The sequence below is a fragment of the Desulfonatronospira sp. genome (genome assembly GCA_003563255.1).
Lineage (GTDB): Bacteria > Desulfobacterota > Desulfovibrionia > Desulfovibrionales > Desulfonatronovibrionaceae > Desulfonatronospira.
Genome location: PWSL01000097.1, coordinates 1 through 3525 on the forward strand (window position 1 = coordinate 1; position 3525 = coordinate 3525).

The 3525-nt window shown below is 55.2% G+C and carries 2 protein-coding genes; one reads left to right on the forward strand and one right to left on the reverse strand.

Annotated features, from left to right (window positions below):
- Positions 1-651, reverse strand: a 651-nt coding sequence (locus QZP87_RS02905) for a hypothetical protein (protein ID WP_291321417.1), incomplete at its 3' end; no start/stop codon positions are given.
- Between the two features lie 57 nt (positions 652-708).
- Between QZP87_RS02905 and QZP87_RS02910 the strand changes: the two genes are divergently transcribed.
- Positions 709-3450: an SNF2-related protein gene (locus QZP87_RS02910; protein ID WP_291321418.1), complete on the forward strand. Its 2742-nt coding sequence runs from the start codon at positions 709-711 to the stop codon at positions 3448-3450.
- Positions 3451-3525 lie beyond the last annotated feature (75 nt).

The following is a 3525-nucleotide window of genomic DNA, read 5'->3' on the forward strand; positions in this document are numbered from 1 at the left end:
ATTTTCCAGGCCGGCCAGCACCAGGTGTGCGGGAAAAGGCAGGCAGCCCTTTTCAAGCATGCGGGCCACATGCCGGGGATGCCTTGCCTCCTCCATCCAGCCGCGGCTTTGGGTATAATCCTTGAAAGCAGTGCTCCATTCCAGAAAGGCCCTGTGGTCAGGAGAGCTCCAGAGTACCGGGTCCTGGCGGTCCTGCAGGTTCCATTGCTCAAAAAGGGTCCATGCCCGGGCCGCCTGGCGGGCTGTTTCCTCCAGGTGCAAAAGTCCCCGGGAGTGCGGGGACTGCCGGATGATATCCTCCCACAGAGAAAGCTCCTGGTCCCGGGTGATGGGCAAGGGGTGGGAAACATCCGGGTGGTGGTAGGTGATCTCTTCCATGCAGCGTATAATCCAGCTGCTGAAGGGCAGGATATCCGGAGTCTCCCAGGCGGTGCGGCCAGTTGAAGCCTGGTGGCTGGTAAAACGCTGCAGCAGGCTGCGGCTCAGCCTGCGGTTTACTGTGAGCAGCAAAGCTCCCTCTTCCAGGGCCTGGAAAACATCCTTTTCAGAAAGATAATGGGTTTGGGGCATGGCTTGAATTATAAATGAAAGCTCCAGGATTTCAAGGGTGAGACGAAGAGTGTCTGGCTTGACAAATACCAGGGATTTCAAAGAAACTCCTTGGCGGTTACTTATGATAATTTGTAATTTTAAGACAGGAGCCGGAATATGCTTGATTTTGATGAACTGACAATTCGTGACCAGGTGGCTGACAGCAGGGTGATTTTTCAGCGGGGGCGTACTTTATACGAGGACGGGGCCTACATGTGCATGGAGGCCTTCCCGGAAGAGGGCAGATATGAATACCAGGTGGACGGCAACTACGGGGATTATTCCACAGTAGTGTCTCTGGGGGACGATGGCCTGGACTGTTCCTGCGATTGCCCCTATCCGGGACCCGGATGCAAGCACGTTGTGGCCGTGGCCCTGGATGTGCTGGACCGGGTCCAGGAGTGGCAGGACAAGTCCAGTACCCAGGAGCCGGAGAAGCTTTCCAACTATCTTACTCCTGAAGAAATCCGGGAAAAAGCCATGGAGGACCGCCGAAGCCGGGCCAGGAAAGAAGAGTTCAGCCTGATCCGCGGGGACATGATCAAGGGGGATCATCTCCTGGAAACAGAGCAGGGCAGGCAGTACCGGATAACCCTGCATGACCCGTCAAAAGGGCTGGGACATTGTTCCTGCCCGGATTTCAACACCAGTCAACTGGGCACCTGCAAGCACCTTCTGGCCCTCAAGGAACAGCTCTTGAGCAAAAAGGACCTGGAGCAGGCCAGGGAGGAACTGTTTCCCTTTGTGGATGTTTACTGGGATTCCACCCAGGGCCTGCCCAGGCTTTTCTGTGAACGCCCTCCTGGCGAGATTCAGGAGATTGCCCGGGTACTGGAGAAATATTTTGACCAGGAAGGGATTTTCAGGTTTGAAAACCTGGGAAGCATGCTGGATTTCATGGATGCGGTCCGGGAGCGCAAACAGGTGCGCATCAGGGAGGAAGTGCACAACCGGGTGGATGAATATTTATTGAAACAGGAGGTAGAAGAGCTTTCCCGCGAAGAGCTTCCCTCTCTTGAGGGCATAAGTACGGCCCTGTATCCCTACCAGGTAGAGGGGGTGCGCTTCGGGCTGTATCGCAAGGCCGCACTGATCGGTGATGAGATGGGTCTGGGAAAGACCCTGCAGGCCATTGCCCTGGGTATTTTAAAAAAGGAGGTATTTGGTTTCAACCGGGTCCTGGTAATCACCCTGGCCTCCTTGAAGGAACAGTGGAAGCGCGAGATTGAGAAATTCACCAGTGAACAGGCCGTGGTGGTGGCCGGATCGGCCGGAATGCGCCAGCAGATTTATTTTCAGGATGAGAGCCTGTTCAAGATCACCAATTATGAAGCCGTGCTGCGCGATGTGAGCACCCTGCGCCGTTTCAAGCCTGATCTGGTCATCCTGGATGAGGCCCAGAGGATCAAGAATTTCGCCACCAAGACCGCGGATTCGGTCAAGAGCCTGCCCCGCAAACATGGCCTGGTCCTGACGGGAACCCCCCTGGAGAACAAGCTGGAAGACGTCTATTCCATTGTGCAGTTCCTGGAACCGCACATGCTGGCCCCGCTCTGGAAGTTCGCAGCGGATCACTTTATGCTCAGCCGCGAGAAAAAGGACAAGATCCTGGGGTATCGCAACCTGGCTCTGCTGCATGAAAAGTTAAAGCCACTGGTGATCCGCAGGCGCAAGGAGGAGGTGCTCAAGGATCTGCCGGACCAGGTCACCAATACCTATTACCTGGAGCTGTCCGAAGTGCAGGCCAAGATGCACGATGGGTACAAACAGTACCTCCTGCCCCTGCTGAACAAGAAGTTTCTGACCCCCATGGATGTGCGCCGCATACAGGAACTGCTTCTGCAGATGCGCCGGGTGTGCGATTCCACCTACCTGGTGGACCGCAACACCAGGATCTCGCCTAAACTCCAGGAACTTGAGGGCATCCTGGATGAAATCGTGGTCCAAAGCGGGCGCAAGATGGTCATTTTCAGTGAATGGACCACCATGACCTACCTCATAGCCAAACAGTTATCCAGAATGGGCATCAACTTTGTGGAATTAACCGGCAAGATACCGGTGCACAAACGCCAGGCCCTGATTGACGAGTTCACCAACAACCCGGAATGCAAGGTGTTTCTGTCCACGGATTCCGGGGGCACCGGGCTGAACCTGCAGGCAGCTGACTGCGTGCTCAACTTTGAGCTGCCCTGGAACCCGGCCCGGCTGAACCAGCGCATCGGGAGGGTGAACCGCATAGGGCAGACCAGCACCAGCATAAATGTCATCAACCTGGTGAGCAAAAACAGCATTGAGGAAAAGATACTGGCCGGGATTCATCTAAAGACCGAGCTGTTCACCGGTGTCTTTGACGGCGGAGTGGACATGGTGGAGTTTTCCAGGGAAAAACGCAACCAGATGCTCAATGAGCTCCGGGCCATGATGGGCCAGGAAATGGATGAGGACCTTGGGGATAAAGAGTCCAGGGTCTCCGAGGATATCCCTGAGGATACTCCGCATTTTTTAAATCCCCAGGCTCTGGCTGAAGCACAGCAGGAAGATTTTCCAGGGACGCAGGCCCAGGGCGCGTCTGAACCGGAAGATATGCCAGGGGCTGAGCAGACGGCAATGGCTGGGGAAACTAAAGCCGCAAATGATGAAGACCAGCCCCGGGATGACGCTGGCAGTGTGCCGGGTGTCCCTGATAAAAGTCCGGAAAAGATGGAAGCAGTGCTGAATCAGGGTCTGGAATTTATGAGCGGGCTTCTGGAAATGGCCACTGGACAGAAGTTGAACAAGACTGAAGAGGACAAACCCATGCTCAAGGTGGACAAGGAAACCGGAGAGGTGACCATGAAGTTCAGGCTGCCCGGCTTTTGATGGTTCAGTCAATCTTATGCCGACACTGTGACGGGTGGCATACATAGCCCGCTTTGGTGCTGAATGTGTCTGAAA

Coding starts and splice junctions, on each gene's coding strand:
- QZP87_RS02910 (WP_291321418.1), top strand. CDS start 709: ATGCTTGATTTTGATGAACTGACAATTCGTGACCAGGTGGCTGACAGC.